The 22,600-nt window shown below is 71.3% G+C and carries 17 protein-coding genes; 11 read left to right on the top strand and 6 right to left on the bottom strand.

Features of this window, described 5'->3' with window-relative positions:
- Nucleotides 1-5 precede the first annotated feature (5 nt).
- Nucleotides 6-1,424, bottom strand: coding sequence for a glycosyltransferase family 2 protein (locus AB0O11_RS06725; protein WP_363382973.1), 1,419 nt, complete (start codon nucleotides 1,422-1,424; stop codon nucleotides 6-8).
- A gap of 435 nt (nucleotides 1,425-1,859) precedes the next feature.
- Here AB0O11_RS06725 and AB0O11_RS06730 point away from each other — a divergent pair, with 435 nt between their 5' ends.
- The 3 genes from AB0O11_RS06730 to AB0O11_RS06740 all read left to right on the top strand — a co-directional run bounded on the left by AB0O11_RS06730 (nucleotide 1,860) and on the right by AB0O11_RS06740 (nucleotide 6,440).
- Complete coding sequence (locus AB0O11_RS06730) at nucleotides 1,860-3,077, top strand: ricin-type beta-trefoil lectin domain protein (protein ID WP_363382521.1); 1,218 nt, start codon at nucleotides 1,860-1,862, stop codon at nucleotides 3,075-3,077.
- Nucleotides 3,078-3,171: 94 nt separating this feature from the next.
- Nucleotides 3,172-4,569 (top strand): LamG-like jellyroll fold domain-containing protein, encoded by a 1,398-nt coding sequence (locus AB0O11_RS06735; RefSeq protein ID WP_363382524.1) that lies wholly within the window; start codon nucleotides 3,172-3,174, stop codon nucleotides 4,567-4,569.
- 182 nt (nucleotides 4,570-4,751) lie between these two features.
- Nucleotides 4,752-6,440, top strand: coding sequence for a hypothetical protein (locus tag AB0O11_RS06740; RefSeq protein ID WP_363382527.1), 1,689 nt, complete (start codon nucleotides 4,752-4,754; stop codon nucleotides 6,438-6,440).
- 25 nt (nucleotides 6,441-6,465) lie between these two features.
- Here AB0O11_RS06740 and AB0O11_RS06745 read toward each other — a convergent pair whose 3' ends face one another.
- The gene (locus tag AB0O11_RS06745) at nucleotides 6,466-6,960 is read right to left on the bottom strand and encodes an N-acetyltransferase (RefSeq protein WP_363382529.1); all 495 of its coding nucleotides are present in this window, start codon (nucleotides 6,958-6,960) and stop codon (nucleotides 6,466-6,468) included.
- A gap of 400 nt (nucleotides 6,961-7,360) precedes the next feature.
- Here AB0O11_RS06745 and AB0O11_RS06750 point away from each other — a divergent pair, with 400 nt between their 5' ends.
- On the top strand, nucleotides 7,361-8,335 hold the full coding sequence (locus AB0O11_RS06750) for a helix-turn-helix domain-containing protein (RefSeq protein WP_363382531.1): 975 nt from the start codon (nucleotides 7,361-7,363) through the stop codon (nucleotides 8,333-8,335).
- A gap of 7 nt (nucleotides 8,336-8,342) precedes the next feature.
- Here the strand turns inward: AB0O11_RS06750 and AB0O11_RS06755 are convergent, their stop codons facing one another.
- The 4 genes from AB0O11_RS06755 to AB0O11_RS06770 all read right to left on the bottom strand — a co-directional run bounded on the left by AB0O11_RS06755 (nucleotide 8,343) and on the right by AB0O11_RS06770 (nucleotide 12,371).
- Nucleotides 8,343-9,158: a histidine phosphatase family protein gene (locus AB0O11_RS06755; RefSeq protein ID WP_363382533.1), complete on the bottom strand. Its 816-nt coding sequence runs from the start codon at nucleotides 9,156-9,158 to the stop codon at nucleotides 8,343-8,345.
- Between the two features lie 154 nt (nucleotides 9,159-9,312).
- Entirely contained in the window at nucleotides 9,313-10,923 is a 1,611-nt protein-coding gene (gene mctP, locus AB0O11_RS06760) for a monocarboxylate uptake permease MctP (protein WP_363382535.1), read from the bottom strand.
- Entirely contained in the window at nucleotides 10,920-11,183 is a 264-nt protein-coding gene (locus AB0O11_RS06765; protein ID WP_363382538.1) for a DUF3311 domain-containing protein, read from the bottom strand. Before AB0O11_RS06765 ends, mctP begins: the two co-directional genes overlap by 4 nt.
- Nucleotides 11,184-11,579: 396 nt before the next feature.
- A complete protein-coding gene (locus AB0O11_RS06770; RefSeq protein ID WP_363382540.1) occupies nucleotides 11,580-12,371 on the bottom strand; it encodes a GntR family transcriptional regulator in 792 nt (263 codons plus the stop codon).
- Nucleotides 12,372-12,708: 337 nt separating this feature from the next.
- Here AB0O11_RS06770 and AB0O11_RS06775 point away from each other — a divergent pair, with 337 nt between their 5' ends.
- The 7 genes from AB0O11_RS06775 (at nucleotide 12,709) to AB0O11_RS06805 (ending at nucleotide 22,478) form a co-directional block, all read left to right on the top strand.
- On the top strand, nucleotides 12,709-13,977 hold the full coding sequence (locus AB0O11_RS06775) for an extracellular solute-binding protein (RefSeq protein WP_363382542.1): 1,269 nt from the start codon (nucleotides 12,709-12,711) through the stop codon (nucleotides 13,975-13,977).
- A 147-nt stretch (nucleotides 13,978-14,124) separates the two neighbouring features.
- Entirely contained in the window at nucleotides 14,125-15,093 is a 969-nt protein-coding gene (locus AB0O11_RS06780; protein WP_363382543.1) for a sugar ABC transporter permease, read from the top strand.
- The gene (locus AB0O11_RS06785) at nucleotides 15,090-15,920 is read left to right on the top strand and encodes a carbohydrate ABC transporter permease (RefSeq protein WP_363382545.1); all 831 of its coding nucleotides are present in this window, start codon (nucleotides 15,090-15,092) and stop codon (nucleotides 15,918-15,920) included. Before AB0O11_RS06780 ends, AB0O11_RS06785 begins: the two co-directional genes overlap by 4 nt.
- A 6-nt stretch (nucleotides 15,921-15,926) precedes the next feature.
- Nucleotides 15,927-17,480: a glycoside hydrolase family 3 protein gene (locus AB0O11_RS06790; RefSeq protein ID WP_363382546.1), complete on the top strand. Its 1,554-nt coding sequence runs from the start codon at nucleotides 15,927-15,929 to the stop codon at nucleotides 17,478-17,480.
- Nucleotides 17,481-17,900: 420 nt separating this feature from the next.
- A complete protein-coding gene (locus tag AB0O11_RS06795; RefSeq protein ID WP_363382547.1) occupies nucleotides 17,901-19,217 on the top strand; it encodes an extracellular solute-binding protein in 1,317 nt (438 codons plus the stop codon).
- Between the two features lie 218 nt (nucleotides 19,218-19,435).
- Entirely contained in the window at nucleotides 19,436-20,521 is a 1,086-nt protein-coding gene (locus AB0O11_RS06800; protein ID WP_363382549.1) for an SIS domain-containing protein, read from the top strand.
- 436 nt (nucleotides 20,522-20,957) lie between these two features.
- Complete coding sequence (locus AB0O11_RS06805) at nucleotides 20,958-22,478, top strand: PAS domain-containing sensor histidine kinase (RefSeq protein WP_363382551.1); 1,521 nt, start codon at nucleotides 20,958-20,960, stop codon at nucleotides 22,476-22,478.
- Nucleotides 22,479-22,600: the final 122 nt, after the last annotated feature.

Consider the following 22,600-nt stretch of genomic DNA (forward strand, 5'->3'; position numbering starts at 1 on the left):
GGCGATCACACTGCTTCCGTGGGGCGCGGCTGGACGAGGACCCGGCCCACGATGGTGGCGTAGAAGAGGCCGGAGGCGAGGACGAGGGCGAAGTTCAGCGGTCCCATGGTGAGCATCCGCCAGATGCTCAGCAGCACCCAGAGCAGGGCCGTTCCGCCGCCCCAGGCGATGACGCCGATCCAGAACCGGCGGGTCTTGTTCCTCTTGGCGCCGCTGGAGCCGGTCGGCTGCCAGGCCATCCGGTTGCGGCGCACGATGTCCCAGATGGCGAAGACGTGCGCCCAGCCGTACATCATGCGGGCGGCCCAGGCCTCCAGCCGGTAGGGGTTGCGGTGCCAGAGCGGGAAGATGATCGTCGCGTAGATCAGGCCGGGCAGCACCAGCGCGGTGTTCTCCCAGCGGATCAGGTCGGGGCGGGCGAGCAGCAGGACGATCGGTATGAGGGGTGAGACGACGGTGAACAGCGCCGTGTGGATGTAGTAGAAGAAGCCGGACAGGTAGCAGGCCCGGGTGACCGGCCGCAGTTTGGTCTGCCAGAACTTCTTGCTGCCGAGCAGGCTCATCGAGCCGGTGCACCAGCGGTACTGCTGGTTGAAGAAGCCGCCGACGTTGTCCGGGCAGACGCCGGTGGCCAGCGCGACGGGTATGTACTGGAGGTCCCAGCCGAGGCGGCGCAGGTCGAAGCCGGTGTGCACGTCCTCGGAGTGGCCGATCAGCGTGGTGCCGCCGTTCTCCTCCAGCGCCGCGCGCCGGTAGATCGCGCAACTGCCCACGCAGATGGCGCCGTCGTTGCGCTGCCGGGAGACCTGGACGGTCCGGTAGAACAGCTCCTGGACGGCGCCGGCGCCGCGCTCGATCCAGTTCTGCGAGTCGAGGATGCGGAAGAACTGCGGGGACTGGACGATGCCGAGGCGCGGGTTGGCCTCCATGTAGGGGAGCATTTCGTTCAGCAGGTCCGGCCGGGGCGCGAAGTCGGCGTCCAGGATGAGGACGTAGTCGCTGTCGGAGTTGCGGAAGCCGAACTGGAGGTTGCCGGCCTTCTTGAACCAGCCGAGCCTGTCGCGGGTGCCGTACACGAACTCGAAGTCGACGGCCATCTGCGCGAGCTGCGGGCTGTTGCTGTCGTCGAGGACGTACGGGGTGACCTCGCCCGGGTACTGGTCGCGCAGCCGGGCGACGTGGGTCCAGGTGTTGTGCAGCACCTCGATCGGCTCGCCGGCGACGGGCAGGAAGATGTCGACGGTCGGATAGCGCTCGGGCTGCCAGGACTTGACCAGGGCCCGGTGGGCGGAGAGGTCGAAGGTCTCGTTGAAGCCGTGCACCCAACGGGAGATCAGGTAGTAGACGATGGTGAAGGCGAGCGGCGGTACGAAGAAGAGGAACCACGGCGTCGCGCTCAGCAGCCCGATCTCGCTGGCCACCATGCAGGCGAAGCTGATGAGGGAGAAGCAGGTCAGCACCCACAGGTTGGTGCGGGCGTAGAGGTACTTCTCGGTGTTGTCCGGGGGTTGGGGGAGCAGGCCCCACCGGTTGCGGGCGGCCGGGTCGCGCCGACTGCGGCGTCGTGAGACCGGCGGCTGACCGCCTCCCGCGAGTCGCGCGCTCTCGGTGACAGTCACGTGCTCTACTCCCCCGAAGCCGTACTGAGTCTGAACCGTCCCGGCCAGGCGGCCGTTGTCGCTCGGGCACCAGGGGACGCCAGGATCGTACGGGACCGATCGCACGGAGTGCGCTCCCCCCTCTTCCGTCAGCCGCCAGGAACCGATATCGAGTTCCGATCGTGATGTGAACGAGGGTGCGGCCGGAATGCTTGTGTACGGTTGTCCGCTCGACGGGCGAGGACGGTTCGGGGAAGAGTGATGATCATCGAGGGCGGCACGGCCGGGCGCTTGGCGCGGGGCCTGCGGGCGGTCACCGCGTTCGGTGCGGTCGCCGCGCTGCTGGCCGGGTGCAGCGGCGAGGTCGGGGCGGTGGAGCCGCCGGCCGCCACGACGGCGGCGTCCGGGCCGGGTCTCTGCTCGACCGCGCAGGAGCCGTTCCCCAAGCTGGCGTTGGACGGCGGCGCCAAGGTCCTCGAACCGAACCCGTGGAACACCGCCGGCACCGTCTGCGTGGACCCGGTCGGGGACAGCGGGTTCACGCTGTCCCGGACCGATGACTTCGTTCCGAAGAACCCGCTCGCCCCGGGCGCCTACCCCAACGTCTCCACCGCCCCGGGCGCGAGCGGACTGCCGGTGCCGGTCAGCGCACTCGGCGACGCCACCGCCGACTGGGACGCCAACGGCCGGGTGAGCGGCTCCTTCAACCTCTCCTTCGACCTCTGGTACGGCTCCAGCCCGGGCAACTGCCTCCCGGGAGAGAGCGCCGAGGTGATGATCTGGCTGGACGCCACCGACAACGTGCGGCCCGCCGGTGACAAGGTGTCGGACGCCCTGCCCTTCGGCGACGCCAGCTATCACGTCTACCAGGCGCCGATCACCGGCCCGCACAGCGTGATCAGCTACGTCCGCACGGCACCCACCCACACCACCCGCGGCCTCAACCTGCGGCTGTTCACCGCCGACGCGATGGCCCGCGGGTACGTCCCCAAGGGCTCCTACCTGTGTCGGGTGCAGGCGGGCTTCGAGGTCTGGAGCGGCGGGACCGGCCTGCGCAGCAACTCCTTCGCCTTCCACAACCGGGTCGGCCTGCCGGCCGGCGAGGTCCCGGCGGGGGCTCCGGGGATCTGCCTGCGGCACGGTGGCGGCGGGATCGCCGGGACGCCGGTGACCGTCGGATCCTGCGGCGACCAGGCCGTCTCGACCGGGTGGACGGTGGGCAACGACGGTTCGCTGCGCGGCGGAGCGGCCTGCCTGACGCCGGCCGCCGACCGCTCCTCGGTGACGCTGGCCGAGTGCACCGGCGGCCCTGCGCAGCGCTGGGTCACCGCCCCCGGGCAGCGGTTGAAGCACCAGGACACCGGGCTGTGCCTGGGCACCGCGGGCGGGGCGCTCGCGGACGGTACGGCGGTGCTCCTGAGGCCGTGCGCGGACACCGTCTCGCAGCGCTGGAAGCTGCCGTACAACGGAGCCGCGTGAGCCGGCGTCGCGCGCGGTAAACCGCAGCCGCATTGACGTTTCGTCCGCGCACCCCCCATGGGCGTGGCCGGGTGGATGCCCTAGCATTCGGGCCATGAGCGATCGACCGGTACCGAGTGGCGAGCCGGGCCAGCCCCCCACGCCACCGCAGCAGGCACCGGCCGGGGGGGCCGCTCCGGCCACCGGTGTGCCACCGCAGTCCCCGAGCGGAGCCTTCGGCCCCGCGTCCGGCTACGGGCCGCCGCCCGCTGCGCCCGTGCAGCCCCAGCAGATGACGCCGCATCCGGCCGCGCAGCCGGTGCCGCCGGTGCCGCATCCGGGCGGGGGACCCACCCCGCTGGCGCCGGGGCCGGTGCAGCCCGGTCCGGTGGCGCCACAGCCCGGTCCGGTGGCGCCGCAGCAGGCGCAGCCCGTCCAGCCGTACCCCGTCCAGCCGCAGGCGCCGATGCCACAGCCCGGTCCGCCCGTCGGCCAGCAGCCCTTCCCGCCGGGCGCGCAGCCGGCCCAGCCCGTGGCGCACTGGCAGCAGCAGGGCGGCTTCCAGCAGCCGGTCCCCCCGTCCGGTGTGCCGGTCTCCCAGTCCGGCACACCGAACTGGGAGGCGCTGGCCGAGCAGAACGAGCAGTCCGCCACGCGCAGCCGCCGGCGCAAGCTGATCGGCGTGGTGACCGCCGTGGTCGTGGTGGCCGCCGCCGGTGGTGGCGGCGGGTACTGGTACTACCAGCACGACAAGGAGAAGAAGCCGGTGGCCCAGGGCACCGGCCAGCCCGGCCCGACGACCTCCAGCCCGTCGAGCCCGGCGAGCGCACCGCCGGTCAAGGGCATCGACAGCCCGCCGACCGTCGGCTCGCTGCCCGCCAAGAAGGGCTCGGCCGCGCTCAACCTGGGTGCCGACGCCAAGCAGGGGACGATGCCCGGCTTCTCCGGGCAGGTCCTCAAACTGCCCAGCGGCCAGGACTCGTTCGCCTCGACGTCCACCCCGGTCGTCGACGTGAGCAAGAGCTTCACCGTCTCCGCGCGGGTGCTGGTCGACGTGCCCAACGGCAACCGCAGCGCGGTCAGCCAGGGCGACGGCCAGTACTACTCGTACTCGCTGGGCCGGGCCAGCAACAACGGGCACGACCAGTGGTATTTCAAGGTCCAGGTGCCGGGCGGCGGTTCGGCGATCGCCTGGTCCAAGGGCGACGCGACGGTCAACCAGTGGGTGCTGCTGACCGGCGTGTACGACGACCCGTCCGGTCAGATCACCCTGTACGTCAACGGCGCTTCGCAGTCCTCGGCCAAGTCGGCCGGGGTGCCGCCGAGCGGCGGCAACACCCTTCAGATCGGCCGGCTGAGCTCCAACTCGCAGTGGGCCGATCCCTGGCACGGCGCGGTCGCCGACATCCAGGTGTGGGACCAGGTGCTGCCCGAGGCCGACATCGTCAAGATCGTGGCCGGTCCGAGCTCGCCTCCGGCCACCGCGCCGACCGGTGCCTGGCTCGGCGGCTGAGCCCGTCGGGGCGGGTTCCGCGGTCCGGTGAGGACGACCGCAGGACCCGCCGCAGGGCCGACCGGCCCTCGTGAACGTCCGGCCGCCGCCCCCGGCAGTGTGGGGCGGCGGCCGAAGCGCGCCCCGGGGCGTGGGCTCCAGGGCCCGTCCGGATGCGAAGTCCCAGATGAGGAGCAGTACTGATGAGCGCGGACGGCCGCTGGATCCGGCCCGAGTCCACCCGCAAGCCCGTCCTCGGCGGGGCCAGGCCGGCTGGGGTGGCCCTCGGCGAGCGCGACCGGGCGGCCACCGGGACGGCGCAGGCCTACCCGGCGGCCGACCGGCGCCGCCGCAAGCCAGGGCCGCCCAGGTTGTCGCACCCGGCCCGGCCGGCGTTGCGGGCCGACTGGCTGCCGCTGCTGGCCGTGCTGCTGATCCAGGGGGCGCTCTCGTACCACCTGATCCTCAGCAACACCGCCTTCATCGACGAGGGCACCTACATCTACGCGGGCTACCAGGAGATCGCGCACCTGCGGCACGGCACCCCGGTGTCGACGTACGAGACCTTCTTCTCCGGTTCCCCGCTGATCTACCCGGTGGTGGTGGCCGTCGCGGACTTCCTCGGCGGGCTGAACGGCGCCCGGCTGCTGAGCCTGGCGTTCATGCTCTCCGCCACCGTCGCGGTCCACCTGGCCACCCGGCGGCTGCACGGCTCGCTCGCGGCGTTCTGCGCGGCGGCGGCCTTCGTCGCGCTCGGCCCCACCCAGTTCCTCGGCGGCCTGGCCACCTACGACGCGATGGCGCTGGCGATCCTCGCCTGGGCCGGGTACTTCGCGGTGCGGCTGACCACGGGCGGCGGCTACCCGAGCCTGGTCGCCTCCGGGCTGCTGCTGGCCCTGGCCGGCGCCACCAAGTACGCCGCGCTGCTGTGGGTGCCGGTGGTGGCGGGCATCGCGGTGCTGGCCGGGCCGCGCGGTTCGCTGCGCCTCCGGGAGGCCTGGCGGCGCGGGCTGCTGGTGCTGCTGACCTTCGTGGTGGCGGTCGGTGCGGCGGCGCTGGCGGCCGGCGAGAAGTACGTCAACGGCTTCAACCACACCACGCTCAAGCGCGCCCCGGGCCACGACTCGTACTCCTACGTGGCCTCGGAGGCCGCCCGCTGGGTCGGCCCGCTGCTGGTGGTCGCGCTGGCCGGGGTGCTGGTGCAGCTGGTGCGGGCGCGGCGGCGCGGTGGTGCGGCCTGGCCCGAGTTCTGGCTGGCGCTGCTCCTGCTGCTGGCCGGACTGATGGCGCCGGTGAACCAGATCCGCATCCACACCTGGCTGTCCCTGCAGAAGCACGTCGACTTCGGCGCCTGGTTCTCCTGCATCGTGGTGGGTCTGGTCCTGGCCCGTACGGTGCTCTGGCTGAAGGGCCGGCTGCACCTGGTGGCCGGGGTGGCGGCCGCCGCCCTGGTGGTCGGTCCGCTCGTCTGGGTGGGCTCGGCCCAGGGCCGGGAGATGTACGGAGAGTGGTCGAACTCGAAGGAGTTCGTAGCCGCCCTGGAGCCGTACATCGTCAAGGGCGAGGACCGGTACCTGGTCGAGAACTACAACGTCCCCGCGTACTACCTGCGCAAGCAGACCAACTGGCAGCAGTGGCACGACCTGGTGGCCGTCTTCCGCCGGGACCCGGCCACCGGCGAGATGCAGAACGGGGTGCCCGCGATCCAGGCCGGCATCCAGGCCCACGAGTGGAAGGTCGTGGTCCTGGACTTCACCCAGACCGCGGCCATCGACAAGGCGATCCAGCCCACCCTGAAGGCCGCCGGGTACCGGGTGGTCACCGTGGTGACGAGCGGGAAGCACGGCCGGTACACGGTCTACGTGGCGCCCGGGTACGACAAGAGGCCGTGACGGGTGTTCAGGGCGGGCCGCCCGCTCAGAACGCCATCGTGTAGACCATCAGATCCATCCCCGGGTACGGGGACCAGTCGCGCCCGGGGGTGCGGCGGAAGCCGACGCGTTCGTAGACCCGGTGGGCGGCGGTCATCTCCGGGCGGGTGGAGAAGGCCATGCCGGCCAGGCCGAGTTCGCGGCTGCGGGTGACGGTGGCGCGGACCAGGGCCTCGCCGACGCCGCGGCCGCGGGAGGCGGTGGCGGTGGCGAGCATCCGGATCTCGCCCTCCTGCGGGGAGGCTATGTCCGCCCACTCGGTGCCGCCGACCGCGAAGGTCACGCAGCCGAGGACCCCGGTTCCGGCCGCGTCGACGGCGACGAGGAGCTCGGCCTCCCGGGCCCGTCGCCCGGCGTCGCGCAGCAGCTCGACGTAGCTGCTCGTGGGCCTGGTGTAGCCGTCGCCGACGAAGGCCTCGACGGTGATCCGGCCGGCGTCGGCCAGGTCCTCCGGGAGGGCCTGGCGGATGAGGAAGTCCATCGGGCCAGTGTGCCGGAGCCCGTTGCGGGACGGTTCTCCGGGGTCGAACGGGCCGGGAGGGCGGCCCGGTCGGCGCCGGGGCGCGGGGCGGCGGCGGGCGGGGTGCCGTACAGCCGCTCGGGGCGGGCCGGGTCTGCGGGGTAGCCGCCCGGGCGGTGGTGGTTGTCGCGGCCGGCCGCCGGGCCACGGGAGGCTTCGCGGCCGATCAGGACGCCGAGCAGGCCGAAGCCGCCGAGGGCCGCGGCCAGGGCGAGTGCGCCGGAAAGGGTGTCGCTGTCCATGGGCACCACTGTGGCCGGGCGCCCACGGCGGCCACGAGTGGCAGGAACGACCGATCGCCTCGAATTCCTGCCACCAGGATTCTTCCGCCGGGGCGGGTGCCGGGGGCATTCTGGACGGCATGCTGGAGAACGTGGTCGCGGTGGTGCTGGAGGAGATCCACCCCTTCGAACTGGGCGTGGCCTGCGAGGTGTTCGGCCTGGACCGCACCGCCGACGGGCTGCCCGGGTACGACTTCGCGATCGCCGGGGCCCGCCCGGGGCCGCACGCGACCCACTCCGGCTTCGCGGTGGACGTCCCGTACGGACCCGAGCGGCTGGCCGGGGCCGACCTCGCCGTGGTCACCGCGGCGGGCATCCGCCGCACCTACCCGGAGCCGCTGCTGGAGGCGCTGCGCGGGGTGGTCGAGGACGGCGGCCGGGTGCTGTCCATCTGCAGCGGCGCCTTCGTGCTGGGTGCTGCCGGGCTGCTGGACGGCCGCCGCGCCGCGACCCACTGGCGGCACACCGAGGCGCTGGCCGCGCGCTTCCCGCTGACCACGGTCGAGCCGGACGTGCTCTACGTGGACGACGACCCGGTGATCACCTCCGCCGGGACGGCGGCCGGCATCGACGCCTGCCTGCACCTGGTGCGCAAGGTGCAGGGCGCCGAGGTGGCCCGGGAGATCGCCCGCCGGATGGTGGTGGCGCCGCACCGGGAGGGCGGGCAGGCCCAGTTCGTGAACCGCCCGCTGCCCGGGGCCGCCGGCGAATCGCTGGCCCCGCTGCTGGACTGGATGCGCCACCACCTGGCCGAGGAGGCCACCGTCGAGCAGCTGGCCGGCCGGGCGCACATGTCGCCGCGCACCTTCGCCCGGCGCTTCCAGCAGGAGACCGGCACCACCCCGCACCGCTGGCTGGTCGGCCAGCGGGTGCTGCTCGCCCAGCGGCTGCTGGAGTCCACCACCGAGTCGGTGGACGCGATCGCCGCCCGTTGCGGCTTCGGCAACGCGGCCGCCCTGCGGCACCACTTCGGCCGCCGGCTGGGCACCACGCCGCTGGCCTACCGGCGCTGCTTCGCCGGCCCGGACCCGGCCTCCGAACCGGGCGCGCCATGACGGACCGTCAGTCCTCCTCGGCCGCCAGGTGATCGACCCCGTTCCAGCCGTCCGGCCGCAGCCGTCCCTCCTGGGACCGCCAGAGGCTGGTGGAGCAGTTGTGCACCGGCCCGAGCGCGGTGAGCTGTTCCTCGGTGAGCCGGTCCAGCGCGTAGCGGAGCATCAGCACCGTGCAGTCGTGCGCGACCAGCAGGACGGGCCGTCCGGCCTCCTCCTCGCAGAGGTCCCGCAGCAGGCTGCGCACCCGCAGTGCGACGTCGGCCCAGGACTCGCCGCCCGGCGGGCGGTAGTACAGCTCGCCCATCTTGCGCCGCCGGGCCGCCTCCTCCGGGTGCTTGGCCTCGATCGCAGCCTTCGGCAGCATCTCCAGGACGCCGAGTTCGCGGTCGCGCAGCCGCTCGTCGTAGCGGAGGGCCAGGGTGACGGGAACGGCGCCGAGCCCGGCGGCCTGGGCGAGTGCGATCCGGGCGGTCTCGGCGGTGCGCACGTACGGTGAGCACCAGACGCTGCGCGGGCGGTCGGCGCTGGGCAGGCCGGCCCACCAGTGGCCGAGCGCCTGGGCCTGACGGCGGCCGTGCAGCGACAGCGGGATGTCGGCGTCGCGGCAGCTGATCGGGACGCTGAGCGCTCCGGCGGCCTCGGCCAGCTGGAACTCGACGTTGGCGGTGGACTCCCCGTGCCGGGTCGCGATCAGCACGGACGGCAGCCGGCCGGCCGCCGCCGGGCGGTGGGCGGTGCCGTGCTGGCCCTGCGCGGTGACGTGGTGGTGCTGGCTCTGGGTGGACTGGTGCTGGCCGTTGAGGGTGGTACCGAGTTCTGCCATGGCCGCGAGCTCCCCGTGGTCGATCAGGTCCCGGCCGGATGCCGGTCCGGTCTGGTGGTGCCCGGCGTACACGCCTGTTCATACATATGATCGCGCCGCCTTCTCCAGTGTTCACGGAGAAGGCGGCGCGATCACAGGGCGCGTACCGCGCGAATCAGTGCGCCGCTACAGGCTCCGGCGCGTTCTTCGGCTCGTCGTCGCCGGCTTCGGCGCTGTAGTCGGACGGCTTGGTCTCGTCCGGGCCGTCCGGCGCCTTGACCGCCCGCAGCACCAGGGTGAGCGCCACCGAGACGATCAGGTTGAGCGCGAAGGCGGTCACGCCGATGTAGCCGATCTGGCCGATGCCGGGGATCTCGGCCGCGTTGCCGCCGAAGTGCTTGGTGGCCGGGCTGGCGATCCCGTACGCCTTCCAGGTGCCGTACACCATGCCGGCCGCCCAGCCGGCGAACAGCGCCCAGTGGTGGAACCAGCGGGTGAACAGGCCGCCGACGATCGCCACGAAGGTCTGCAGGATCCACAGGCCGCCCAGCAGCTGGAGGTTGATCGCGGCCTGCTTGTCCATGCCGAGCACGAAGACCAGTGCGCCGACCTTCACCAGCAGCGAGACCAGCTTGGCGATCCGGGTCTCGTCGGCGGGGGTGGCGGCGGGCTTGAGCCACTCCTTGTAGACGTTGCGGGTGAACAGGTTGGCCGCCGCGATGGACATGATGGCGGCCGGCACCAGCGCGCCGATGCCGATCGCGGCGAAGGCCACGCCGGTGAACCAGTCCGGGAACATGTCCGCGAACAGCTGCGGCACCGACAGCTGGGAGTTGTAGCCCTTGACGCCCTTGCCGACGCCCGCCGCGAGCGCCATGAAGCCGAGCAGCGCCAGCAGGCCCAGCATCAGCGAGTAGGCGGGCATGATCGCCATGTTGCGGCGCACGGTGTTGCGGGACTTGGAGGCCAGCACGCCGGTCACCGAGTGCGGGTACATGAACAGCGCCATCGCCGAACCGAGGGCGAGCGTGGCGTACGTCCACTGCTTGTTCTCGGGGATGGTCAGTGAGCCGGCCTTGGCCTCCTTGAAGTGCTGCGCGGCCGTGTCGAAGATGTGCCCGTAGCCGCCGAGCCGGATCGGGATGTAGATCACCGCGACGATGATCACGATGTAGACCAGGGCGTCCTTGACGAAGGCGATCAGCGCCGGGGCGCGCAGGCCGGAGGAGTAGGTGTACGCGGCCAGCACGCCGAAGGCGATGAACAGCGGCAGGTCCTTGACGAACCAGTTGGCGTTCTCCCCGCCGCCGACCCCCAGCACGTCCAGCACGGCCTGGATGCCGACGAGTTGCAGGGCGATGTACGGCATGGTGGCCAGGATGCCGGTGAGCGCCACCACCAGCGACAGCGGCCGCGAGCCGTACCGGCCGCGCACGAAGTCGGCCGGGGTCACGTAGCCGTGCACCCGGGAGACCGACCAGAGCCGAGGCAGGAAGAGGAAGACCAGCGGGTAGGCGATGATCGTGTACGGCACCGCGAAGAAGCCCGCCGCGCCGGTCGCGTACACCGCCGCCGGGACGGCGACGAAGGTGTACGCGGTGTAGAGGTCGCCGCCGAGCAGGAACCAGGTCACCCAGGTCCCGAAGCTGCGGCCGCCCAGGCCCCACTCGTCCAGGTGCGCCGCGTCGTCCGCGCGGCGCCAGCGCGAGGCGAGGAAGCCCATCACGGTGACCAGGGCGAAGAACAGCACGAAGACCACGAGGGCCGGCACGTTGACGTCCTTCATCGCGCACCGCCCTTCCGGGCCGCCTTGCGGGCCTTCTCGTCCCGGGTGATCAGCAGGTAGGCGGCGACCGTGAACACGGCCGACACCGGCACCCAGAGCAGCTGGTACCAGTAGAAGAACGGCATCCCGGCCACCGCCGGGTCTCCCTTGTCGTAGGAGGACACCCAGAGCATCGCGACGATCGGCACGAGCAGGGCGAGGCCGGCCAGCACCCGCTCGGGCGTCACCGCCGGGACGGGTTCCCCGGCTGGCTCGGGCATGACATCGTCGACGGTCGGGGGATCAGAGGGCATCGTCGGCTCCGCTCCGGAGAGGTCCCCGTCGGCGCCGCAGCCCGGTCGGCGCCGAGCGCCGCACGGGCCCGCCGAGCAGCACCATCGGTGATCGGCAGTCAGGTCAGTACGGCTGCGCAATCTAGAGCATGGGGTGATCCATGTCACCGGAATCGACGGAACTTCCCGCCAGTCGGACGTAACCGACCGATGTCCGCCGTCGGGGGGCGCAAAGGTGCCGCTGTCGAGGGGCGCAAAGGCGCCGCGGGGCAACAGGAATGCGGTACCGCGGTGGACGGAAAGGGCGCCGCCGTCGCAGAACGCACATGGCACCGGCGCGCGGGTCGCGTGCGCCGGTGCCCGAAGTGCGGCGGGGGAGTGGGTCTACTCCGGACGCTTCAGCCGGGTGATGAACTTGTAGCGGTCGCCGCGGTAGATCGAGCGGACCCACTCGACCGGATCACCCTCGGCGTCGAAGGAGTGCCGGGAGAGCTGGAGCATCGGCAGGCCGAGGTCGGAGCCGAGCAGGCCGGCCTCGCGCGGGTTGGCCAGGGTGGTCTCGATGGTCTCCTCGGCCTCGGCCACGGTGACCCCGTACACCTCGCGCAGCGCCGCGTACAGCGAGCTGTGCTTGGCCAGGTTGCGGCGCAGGGCGGGGAAGCGCTTGGCGGACAGATGGGCGACCTCGATGGCCATCGGGTCGCCGTTGGCCAGCCGCAGGCGCTCGATCCGCAGCACCCGGCCGCCGGGCTTGATGTCGAGCAGCGGGGCGAGCCGGTCGTCGGCGGTGATGTAGCCGATCTCGATCAGCCGGGAGGTGGGCTCCAGACCCTGGGCCCGCATGTCCTCGGTGTAGGAGGTCAGTTGGAGGGCCTGGGCGACCTTGGGCTTGGCGACGAAGGTGCCCTTGCCCTGGATGCGCTCCAGCCGGCCCTCGACGACCAGCTCCTGGAGGGCCTGGCGCACGGTGGTGCGCGAGGTGTCGAACTGGGCGGCCAGCGCGCGCTCGGGCGGCACCGGGGTGCCGGCGGGCTGGGTCTCGGTGAGCTGCAGCAGGTGCCGCTTCAGGCCGTAGTACTTGGGGACGCGCGCGGTCGGGTCGGTGCCGGCCTGCGCCGGGAGGCTGTTCACCTCGGGGTCGTTGACCTGGGCGCTGGTTCCCCCGTCGCTGCTCATCGGACCTGTTCTCCCGCTTCTCGCGAGGTCTTCGTCGACCCCACCACATCGTTAACGGCTCACATCGTTGCATGTATGGCTACGGAACGAATACCTCATCACGCGATGAACGATGTGCGGTGTCGGCTTGATAACGGGTGGTCGGGATCGGTCGAACAGCCGTTGACAGGCCCATTGGTCTAGGCCAAGCTCCAGGCATCTGGTCTACACCACTAGGCCGGTCACTATGAATCCCCCCACCCGTTCGAAGGGGTCCGCGGCACCTTTCCCCCCGCTTTGTGTGGGTCTGCCGCTGCCGCCCGACGGGGGCAACCCAGGCATCCCTCAGGAGGATGGCGTGAAGCGTCAGCTCATCGCGGCGGTCGGCGTCGCAGCAATGGTCGTCGGCCTGGCGGCTTGTGGCTCGGACGGCAAGAAGAGCGAGGGCGGCTCGTCGGCCAAGAACTACGACGGCAAGACCCTGACCGTGTGGCTGATGGACGGCTCGGCCCCCAAGGGCTGGGAGGACAGCGTCAAGGCCGACTTCACCGCCGCCTACCCGGGTGCCAAGCTCGACATCCAGACCCAGAAGTGGAACGGCATCGGCCAGAAGGTCACCGCCGCCCTCTCCGAGGGTTCGGTGGACGTCCTGGAGATCGGCAACACCCAGACCGCGGGTTACGCGGCCACCGGTGGCCTGCTCGACATCACCAAGGACAAGGCCGACCTGGGTGGCGCCGACTGGGCCGCCAACCTGAACGAGTCCTCGATCATCGAGGGCAAGCAGTACGCCGCCCCGTGGTACTTCACCAACCGCGTGGTGACCTACAACAAGGACATCTGGACCAAGGCCGGCATCGCCGCCCCGCCGAAGACCCTGGAAGAGCTGTACACCGACCTGGACAAGGTCAAGGCCGTCTCCGGCGTCACCGACGCCCTCTACATGCCCGGCCAGGAGTGGTACGTCTACTTCGGCCTGCTGACCAGCGAGGGCGGCAAGCTCGCGAAGAAGGACGGCGACAAGTGGGTCGGCGGCCTGTCGACCCCCGAGGGCCAGAAGGCGTTCGAGACCTACAAGAAGCTGCAGAGCCACTCGACCACCGCGCCGAAGGACAAGGACGAGGCCACCCCGCAGCAGAAGGACGTCTTCGCCAAGGGCGACATCGGCACCATCATCGGCCTCGGCTGGGAGGTCCCGAAGCCCGAGGAGCTGGCGGCCGACAAGATCGGTTACTTCGCGCTCCCCGGTGCGACCGCGGACAAGCCGTCCAGCGTCTTCCTCGGCGGCTCGAACCTGGCGATCGCCCAGCAGAGCAAGAACCCCGAGCTCGCCAAGGGCTTCCTGAAGATCGCCATGAGCGACAAGAACGAGGGCCTGATGGCCGGCGCCGGCCTCATCCCGAACAAGGTCTCGCTCAACAGCAAGGTCACCGGCGAGTTCGCCAAGGCCGCCCTGCCGGCGTCCGCCAACGGCGCGACCACCCCGAACGTTCCGACCTGGACCAACGTCGAGAACGAGCCGAACCCGATCAAGGACTTCCTGACCTCGGCGCTGACCGGCGACTACGCCGCCGCGGCCAAGAAGGCCGACGACGAGATCGCGAAGCGTCTCAACCAGAAGCAGTAAGGCAGTCGAGCGGCGTCGCTCACCGGCTCCCGGCGGGGGCCGGTGAGCGACGCCTTCCGTCGTGGTCGGGTTTGCAAGGAAGAGAGAACGATGGCTGCGCAGTCGGAACGGGTGCAGACACAGTCCCCGGAACCAACGAATTCCGTGGTGGCGTCGACAGACGAGTTCACCACCCCCGGTGCCGAGCGCACCCCGAGGAAGAGCGGCAGACCGTCGGACGGGCCCAGCGCGGCGTCCAGGTTCGCCCCCTACCTGCTGCTGCTTCCGGCCATCGCGGCGACCCTCGTCCTGCTGGTCTGGCCGTTGATCCAGACGGCCGTGGTGTCGTTCCAGAACCTCAACAGGCGGCAGTTCATCCAGCGCCTGACCGAGTGGAACGGCTTCACCAACTACACCGACCAGCTCGGCAGTTCGGAGTTCTGGGCGATCACCCTGCGCACGGTGGTCTTCACGGCGGTCAACGTCGTGCTGATCATGGTGTTCGGCACGCTGGTCGGCCTGCTGCTCAACACCCTCGGCAAGCGGATGCGGCTGCTGCTCTCGATCGGCCTGCTGCTGGCCTGGGCGATGCCGGTGGTCGCCGCGACCACCGTCTACACCTGGCTCTTCGACCAGAACTTCGGCGTCGTCAACTGGTTCCTGGACAAGCTGGGCTGGCACTCCATGGCCCACTTCAACTGGACCAGCGGCCAGTACTCCACCTTCTTCGTGATCATCCTGCTGATCGTGTGGCAGTCGGTCCCGTTCGTGGCGTTCAACATGTACGCGGGCCTGACCACGATCCCCAAGGAACTCTACGAGGCCGCCCGCATGGACGGCGCCGGCTCGGCCAAGATCTGGAGCTCGGTGATCTTCCCGATCATGAAGCCGTTCCTCCTGGCCACGACCTTCCTCGAAGTCATCTGGGTGTTCAAGGCCTTCACCCAGGTCTACCTGATCAACAAGGGCGGACCGGACGGCCTGACCCGCACCCTGCCGGTGCACGCCTTCCTCGAAGGCATCGGGTCCCAGCACTTCGGCGTCGGCTCCGCGATCGCGGTGCTCACCATCCTGATGCTGTCCGCGCTGATGGCCTACTACTTCCGCATCATTCTCAAGCAGGAGGACGAGCTGTGAGGCGCTCGCTCATCGGACGCACCTGGCCGAACCTGATCGCGGTCGTCCTCTTCGTCTTCTTCATCTTCCCCGTCTACTGGATGTTCTCGACCTCGTTCAAGCAGAACAAGGACATCGTCAGCCGGGACCCCGTCTTCCTGCCGCTGAACGGCACGTTCGAGCACTTCGACCGGGCCGTGCACGTCCAGAACTTCTGGACGTACGTCACCAACAGCCTGATCGTCACCGTCGGCGCGGTGCTCGGCTCGCTGGTGATCGCCACCCTGGCCGCCTTCGCGATCGCCCGGATGCGCTTCCGCGGCCGCAAGGGCTTCGTCCTGGTCGTGATGGCCGCCCAGATGGCGCCCTGGGAGGTCATGATCATCGCGGCCTACCTGATCGTCCGCGACAACGAGATGCTCAACAGCCTGGTGCCGCTGACCGCCTTCTACCTGATGATGGTGCTGCCCTTCACGATCTGGACGCTGCGCGGCTTCATCGCCGCCGTGCCGAAGGAGCTGGAGGAGTCGGCCATGGTGGACGGCTGCACCCGCACCCAGGCCTTCGTGAAGGTGATCTTCCCGCTGCTCGCCCCCGGCCTGATGTCGACCTCGCTGTTCGGCTTCATCACCGCGTGGAACGAGTTCCCGCTGGTCAACATGTTGAACAAGAACGAGACGGCGCAGACCCTCCCGGTCTGGCTCTCCTCGTTCCAGACCGCGTTCGGCACCGACTGGGGCGCGACCATGGCCGCGTCCACCCTCTTCGCCGTGCCGATCCTGATCCTGTTCATCTTCCTGCAGCGCAAGGCGGTCAACGGACTGACCGACGGCGCCGTGAAGGGCTGAGTCAACGTGAGCATCCTCGTTCCCACCGTGCCGGACAGCGACCAGCTGCACCGCGACGCCCTGACCGTCCTCCAGCCCGGCTTCGTCGGCACCGAGCCGCCGGAGTGGCTGCGCCGCCACCTCGCCGCGGGCCTCGGCTCGGTCGCACTGTTCGACCGCAACGTGGCCGACCTCGACCAGCTGTCCGCGCTCACCCGGGCGCTGCGCGCCGAGAACCCGGACCTGCTGATCGCCATCGACGAGGAGAGCGGCGACGTCACCCGGCTGGAGGCGGGCTCCGGCTCGTCCTGGCCCGGCAACCTCGCGCTCGGCGCGATCGACGACCCGGCGCTGACCCGGGACGTCGCCCGCGAGCTGGGCCGGGCGCTGGCCGCGGCCGGCGTCAACTACAACTGGGCGCCCACCGCGGACGTCAACTCCAACCCGCGCAACCCGGTCATCGGCGTCCGCTCCTTCGGCGCCGACCCCGAGCTGTGCGCCCGGCACACCGCCGCCTGGGTCGAGGGCCTGCAGTCGGCCGGTGTGGCCGCCTGCTCCAAGCACTTTCCCGGCCACGGCGACACCGCGGTGGACTCGCACCACGGGCTGCCGGTCATCGACGTCGACCTGGACGTGCTGCGCGCCCGCGACCTGGTCCCGTTCCAGGCGGCGATCGCGGCCGGCACCAAGGCCGTGATGACCGCCCACATCATGATCCCGGCGCTGGACCCGAAGCTGCCCGCGACCCTGAGCCCGACCGTGCTGCGCGACCTGCTGCGCGCGGCCCCGGCCGACGGCGGCCTCGGCTACCAGGGCCTGATCGTCAGCGACGCGATCGAGATGGGCGCCATCGCCGACACTTTCGGGATGGGCGAGGGCACCGTGCTGGCCCTGGCGGCCGGCGCGGACGCGATCTGCGTCGGCGGCGGGCTCGCCGACGAGGAGACGGTGCTGATGCTGCGCGACGCCATCGTGGCGGGCGTGCGCTCCGGCCGGCTCGCCGAGGAGCGGCTGGCGGACGCCGCCGAGCGGGTCCGGTCGCTGGGCAGCTGGGGCCGGATCGCGGCCCAGGGCGAGCGGGTCGGGCCGGACCTGGCGGTCGGCCTGCGGGCCGCGCGCCGGGCGCTCAGGGTGGTCCGGGCGCCGGGCCTGGTGGTGCCGCCGGTGAGCGAGCGCCCGTACGTGGCCTCGTTCTCGGACGAGCCGAACATCGCGGTCGGCGACGTCACCCCGTGGGGCGTGGCCGGCATGCTGGCCGACCGCTTCCCCGGCACCCGTACCCGCGAGGTGTCGGCGGCCGAGGCCGCGCCGGAGCTGCTGGACGCCCTGGTCGAGGAGCTGGTGGCCGGGGCCGAGGGCCGCCGGCTGGTGCTGGTGGTCCGGGACGTGCACCGGCACGCGTGGATGTCCGCCGTGCTGGGCCGCCTGGTGGCGGCCCGGCCGGACGCCGCCGTGGTCGAGATGGGCCTGCCCCAGTCCGAGCCGGTCGGCGCGCTCCACATCGCCACCCACGGCGCCGCCCGGGTCTGCGGACTGGCGGCCGTGGAGGTCCTCACCGGGCAGCCGGGAGCGGTCGGCTGAACCGATCGACGAGACGCCACCGGACCTGTCCGGCAGGCGTCGGCCGACGGGCCCGTCATGCGCATGCCGCATGGCGGGCCCGTTCCGTTTCCCCGGCGTTGACCTGCGGATTCGCCAGGTGACCGTGCTCCCTCAAGCAGACCTTAAGTCCACCTTAAGATCCACTTAGGGTGACGGAACGGCAACTGGCCGCCACGCGGTACAACAGCTCTGCAACGGCCCTCCCGAGTAAGGCTTTTGGTCGTTGACACCACCTATGGTCTAGGCCAGAGTCCAGTCATCCGGTTCGAGATTCAACCTCGCCGGATGTGGTATCGGCCCTCCCTGAAGCTCTTCGCCGCCCCCTGTCCGGACTCTCCGCCGCGGGCGCCAATCACGCTGTCGGCGGGCAACACGGCTCTACACCCCTCGGAGGATGGCGTGAAGAAGCGTCAGCTCATGTCGACGCTCGGGACCATGGCACTGGCGGTCGGTCTGACGGCCTGTTCCTCGTCCGCGAAGCCGGCGGGCGACGGCGGCGCGAGCGGCTCCGCGGACCCGAAGGCCACCGGTGGCACCGTCACCGTCTGGCTGATGGACGACGCCCAGAAGAACTGGCCGGACCTGGTCCAGCGGGTCAACGACGAGTTCGCGGCGAAGTACCCGAACGTCAGCCTCAAGCTCTCCTACCAGGGTTGGGCCGACAAGGTGGGCAAGCTCGACAAGGCCATCACCGACGGCAACGCACCCGACGTGGTCGAGCTGGGCAACACCGAGACCATGAAGTACGTGCTCTCCGGCGCACTGGCCCCGGTGGACCGCAGCACCTTCGACAACTCCGACAGCTGGATCAAGGCGCTCGCCAACACCTGCACGTACCAGGACAAGCTCTGGTGCGTGCCCTACTACGCCGGCTCCCGCGTGGCCATCTACAACTCCGCCGCCTTCCAGCAGGCCACCGGCAGCGCCGACTTCCCGAAGACCGAGGCGGACCTGCTGGCCGCGCTGGACAGGATCGCGGACCGGAACAAGGCCGACAAGACCTTCTCCCCGCTCTACCTGCCCGGCCCGTACTGGTACGCCGCGATGAGCTACGTGGCCGGGTACGGCGGCAGCATCGCCAAGTTCGACAGCTCCGGCAACTGGCACGGCACCCTGCACGACCCCAAGTCCCAGCAGGGCATCAGCCACTTCGTCGACCTGGTGCGCAAGTACAACAAGGGCGACCTGACGGTGAACGAGCAGAACCAGTTCGAGTCGATGGCCCGCGGGCACGCCGCGTCCTTCTACGGCAACGGCTACGAGGCGGCCAGCGTGACCGCGCCGGTCACCGGCGACCCGAGCATCAAGGACGCCGTCAAGGTGGCCACCATGCCCGGTCCGGACGGCAAGCCGCTGCCGACCTTCATCGGCGGTTCCGACCTCGCCGTCACCGCCAAGTCCCCGCAGGTGGCACTGGCCACCGACTGGATCCGGATGTTCACCAGCACCAGGTCGGAGCAGGCGCTGGCCGACAAGGACATCCTGCCGAACAACCTGACCCAGCTGAACCCGCTGAAGAACAAGCCGACCACCGCCGCCGCGGCCAACGCCGTCCCGGACGCCTGGTTCACCCCGCTGGCCCCCGGCTGGGGCGCGGTCGAGAAGCAGAAGATCATCCCGGACATGCTGGCCGCGATCCTCAAGGGCAAGTCGGTGGACCAGGCCACCAAGGAGGCCGACGCCGCGATCGACCAGCTGATCAACAAGCCGTCCTGACCTTCCGTCGCGCCCGTCGCGGTACGCCCCCGCCGTCTTCGCAGGGGCGTACCGGAGGGGCGCGACGGGGAGCGCGCGGACGGAGTGCCCGGCGGCAGGTGCGCCCGTAGGATTGCGGGACGAAGAACCGCAGCGAGTGTGCGGACTCGCCGCCGTGGAGGTCCCCGCCGGGCAGCCGTCCGAGCGGGGTCGAACCGTCTCATCGGAGGCAGACCCAGATGTCCGACCCGCAGACCGTTCCCGTCCCCGGCCGGATCATGGCGGCGGAGATGGCCGAGCAGCCGGCCGTCCTCCAGCGCATCCTCGACGAGGGTGCCCCGCAGATCCGCGAGGTCGCCGCGCAGATCGCCGCCCGCGGCCCGCGCTTCGTCCTGCTCACCGCGCGCGGCACGTCCGACAACGCCGCGCTGTACGCCAAGTACCTGATCGAGATCCTGCTCGGCAAGCCGGCCGGCCTGACCTCGATGTCCACCACCACCGCGTACGGCGCCAAGCCGGACCTCACCGACGTCCTGGCCGTCACCGTCAGCCAGTCCGGCGGCTCGCCCGACCTGGTGGCCTCCACCAAGGCCGCCCGCGAGGCAGGCGCCATCACCCTCGCGGTGACCAACAACCCCGCCTCGCCGCTGGCCGAGGTCTCCGAGTTCCACATCGACGTGCTGGCCGGCCCGGAGAGGGCGCTGCCGGCCACCAAGACCTACACCGCCGAGCTGCTGGCGCTCTACCTGCTGGTCGAGGGCCTCGCGGAGGCATGGGGGCTCCCCCGGCCGAAGGCCGGGGGAGGCTCGGCCGTCAAGGATCTGCCCGGCCTGGCCGCCGGGGTGCTGGCCCGCAAGGCCGAGGTGAAGACGCTGGCCGAGCGCTACCGCTTCGCCCAGCGCCTGGTCATCACCTCGCGCGGCTACGGCTACCCGACCGCCCGCGAGGCGGCGCTCAAGCTGATGGAGACGACCTACATCCCGGCCACCCCGTTCTCCGGCGCCGACCTGCTGCACGGCCCGCTGGCCATGGTGGACAACGTCTCGCCGGTCATCGCGATCGTCCCGGACGGCAAGGGCGGAGAGGCCCTCCAGCCGGTACTGGACCGCCTGCGCGGTCGCGGTGCGGACCTGGTGGTGATCGGCCGGCAGGAGCAGGTGGAGGCCGCCTCGGCGGGCTTCGCGCTGCCGGCCGGCGTGCCCGAGGAGGTGCAGCCGATCCTGGAGATCCTGCCGCTGCAACTGCTGGCCCACGAGATCACCATCGCCCGCGGCCAGGACCCGGACGCCCCGCGCGCCCTGGCCAAGGTCACCGAGACGAGGTAGCCCGTTCCGCGTGCGAGCAGGCCCCCGGTCCACAGGTCGTGGACCGGGGGCCTGCTCCTTGAGCGGCGGAACACGGCTCCGGGGGCCGAAAACACTACGGGCCACGGCGCCGACACGGGACCCTCAACCCATGCGGCACCGCAGCCCGGAGCTGTCGTCGGGCGCCGGGCTCGATCGAGAACTGTGCGGGGTCCTCGATCTGCGGCGTCCGACCGAGGAGGGGCCGCGCGCGGTCAGGGCAGTTGCGCGGGAACCTCTCCTTGGTGCCCTTTCATTGTGGACTAGACCAATCTCGATTGTCCAGGCCTCTCGGCAAATTGGTCTAAACAACTCCCGGGGGGCGGGCAGGTCCCTCCGGGCCTCCCACCAGGCCCCCCGCGGGTCCGTCCGCCGGTCCGCCGCGCCCCGCCCGGACCGGCGGCGCTACGCTCGCCATGTGCCCTCGCTGAACGAACTCGTCCGCCGCCACACCACCCTCACCGGGGCCGACGTGGAATGGCTCCACCACCTGGTCTCGGAGTGGCAGCTGCTCTCCGACCTCTCCTTCGCCGACCTGGTGCTGTGGATCCCCACCTGGGACGGCATCCGCTACGTCTCGGTGGCGCAGATGCGGCCCAACACCGGGCCCACCTCCTACCAGGACGACATGGTCGGCCACCTCGTCCCGCGCGGCCGCCGCCCGCTGCTGGACGCCGCCTTCGACGAGGGGCGGATCGTGCGCGAGGGCGACCCGGAGTGGCGCGAGGAGGTCCCGGTCCGGGTCGAGTCGATCCCGGTCCGGCGCGAGGGCAAGGTGCTGGGCGTGATCGCCCGCAACACCAACCTGCTGACCGTCCGCACCCCGAGCCGGCTGGAGCTCACCTACCTCCAGAGCGCCTCCGACCTGGCCCAGATGATCGCGGCCGGCTCCTTCCCCTACCCCGGCGTCGAGCAGGCCGACATGGACGCCGCCCCCCGGGTCGGCGACGGCCTGATCCGGCTGGATGCGGACGGCATCGTCACCTACGCCAGCCCCAACGCCCTCTCCGCCTACCACCGCCTCGGCCTCACCACCGACCTGGTCGGCAGCCACCTCGGCCGGGCCACCGCCGACCTCGCCCCGCCCTCCCGCTCGGCCGTCCACGAGGCGCTGGTGAAGCTGGCGAGCGGCTGGGCGCCCCGGCAGACCGAGGTGGAGGCGCAGGGGGGAGTGGTGACCCTGCGGGCGATCCCGCTCAAGCCCAAGGGCACCCTGACCGGTTCGCTGGTGCTCTGCCGGGACGTCACCGAGCTGCGCCGCCGCGACCGCGAGCTGATGACCAAGGACGCCACCATCCGGGAGATCCACCACCGGGTGAAGAACAACCTCCAGACCGTCGCGGCCCTGCTGCGGCTGCAGTCCCGCCGGATGGAGTCGGAGTCCGGCCGGGCCGCGCTGGACGAGGCGGTGCGCCGGGTCGGCTCGATCGCGATCGTGCACGAGACGCTCTCCCAGGCGCTGGACGAGCAGGTGGCCTTCGACGAGATCGCCGACCGGGTGCTGGCGATGGTGATGGAGCTGTCCCAGGACGGCCGGGTGGCGACCCGCCGCACCGGCAGCTTCGGCATCCTGTCCGCCGAGGTGGCCACCCCGCTGTCGATGGTGCTGACCGAACTGCTCCAGAACGCCCTGGAGCACGCGTTCGGCCCGACCGCCTCCGGGAACCTGGAGGTCAGCGCGCTGCGCGGGCGGGCCCCGGCGACCGGGAAGGGCTGGTCGGACAGCTGGACCGGCGGCGCCCGGCCGGAGGAGTACCTGCTGATCACGGTGCAGGACGACGGCCGCGGAATGCCGGAGGGGTTCGACCCGAAGACGGCGGGCAACCTCGGGCTGCAGATCGTCCGGACGCTGGCGACCGGTGAGCTGGGCGGCACCTTCGACATGGTGGCCGGCCCGAACGGCGGAACGAAGGTGGTCCTGGAGATCCCGGTCCGCTGAGGCTCGGGTTCGCCGAGGCCCCGGTTCGCCGAGGCCCTGGTTCGCTGAGATTCTGCTGAGAATCCGTTGCGCCAAGGCGCATGGCAGGGGCGCGCGTTCGGCGGACGCGCCGGGTGCACGCT

The organism is Kitasatospora sp. NPDC093102, assembly GCF_040683915.1.
Lineage (GTDB): Bacteria > Actinomycetota > Actinomycetes > Streptomycetales > Streptomycetaceae > Kitasatospora.